General features: G+C 49.0%; 1 protein-coding gene. It reads left to right on the top strand.

The window, feature by feature from the left end:
- Positions 1-1,185: J domain-containing protein (locus KDK14_RS11205; RefSeq protein ID WP_257265204.1), on the top strand; the 1,185-nt coding region annotated here is incomplete at its 5' end.
- Positions 1,186-1,263: the final 78 nt, after the last annotated feature.

Below are 1,263 nucleotides of genomic sequence, written 5' to 3'. Positions count from 1 at the left end.
CATCGGGTAAGGAAACGATCAATGGATGGTATTGGTGGTATAAACTGGCAAACATCCCCACCAGGAGATAATACACAACCCGATAAGGGCCCTGTCGGCAAAACCAGATCCGGACGAAAAGTTAAAAAACTTTCCCGGAATGTCCGTTACATGGGCCGTGAATATATGAGGCGCGTAGGAAATCCCATGACGCTTTCCAAGGAAGGCGCAAAGGACTTTTGGGCGGCCTACTCTGGCATGGCTCGTGAATTTATGGGGGGCTTTACCCTTAATTTGCAAGATGACAGGAGGGCCGCAAACAGACTTGCGCATTCGCGGGGAATCACCTTACCTTCGAAAGAGGCTATTCAGCAACCCGGGTTACGAGGCAACAAACCTCAGCAACAGGCCGTCAATAATAGTGGCAAGGTTGACCAGCCGGTAGGTAAAGACCTACTTCGGCAACAATGGTTTGACTGGAGTGTCAAGGAATTTCAAGGCAAAGGCTATGCCCTCCCTGTTGCCAAAACAATGGCCGATAATGTGCTCTCCCAGTGTGGCTCTGATTATCGAACAGTGAAAGTCATGGTAAACACCACGCCATTGAGCCCACAGGCCATCTTCAGGCAACAGCAGCAGCAGAATTATCAATGGGCAATGGAGCAATTTACCGCCAAAGGCTATCACACTGATCATGCCCACCAGGTCATTACCGATGCTCTGAACATGGAAGGCACTGATCTGACGAGGTTTCAGCAATGGGTTGTTGCTACTCCTGATGTCCGGAGTACCGGAGTAGCAAGCCCGGAATACATCAAAAACGAACTGCGTCCCTGGATGATTCAGGAAATTGAGAAAAAAGGCTTTTCCCCGGCAGAGGCGCAAGCCGTGGCGGATAACTTGATAGAAATCTCTACCGGAAATGTGGATGAGCTGCGCCAATCTGTCCGGGAAATGCGCCCAAAAGATGCCCAACCCCAGGTCCCTGCAGAGCAGATGGAACAGCGCAATCAAGAGTCACTGGAAACCCTGGGATTGACGAAAGATGCCAGCCTGAATGATGTAAAAAAAGCCTATCGAAAATTAGCGATGAAGCATCACCCGGATAAAAATCTTGAGAACAGTGCGCAGAGCCATCAGCTTTTTCAAAAAATCACTGAAGCGCACAGGCACCTGATTGAAGATTCAAATTTGTTCAAAAACTAAGCGTTTTTCCAGTTTTATTGAAAAAGACGAACCACAGAAACGTCCGGATCGCGACTGGCAGCGGCATGGGATTTCCTA

This window comes from Endozoicomonas sp. ONNA2 (assembly GCF_024606365.1).
Taxonomy (GTDB): Bacteria; Pseudomonadota; Gammaproteobacteria; order Pseudomonadales; family Endozoicomonadaceae; genus Endozoicomonas.
Note: the sequence above shows the minus strand (reverse complement) of the source record. Positions and strands in the feature narration are given on the sequence as shown.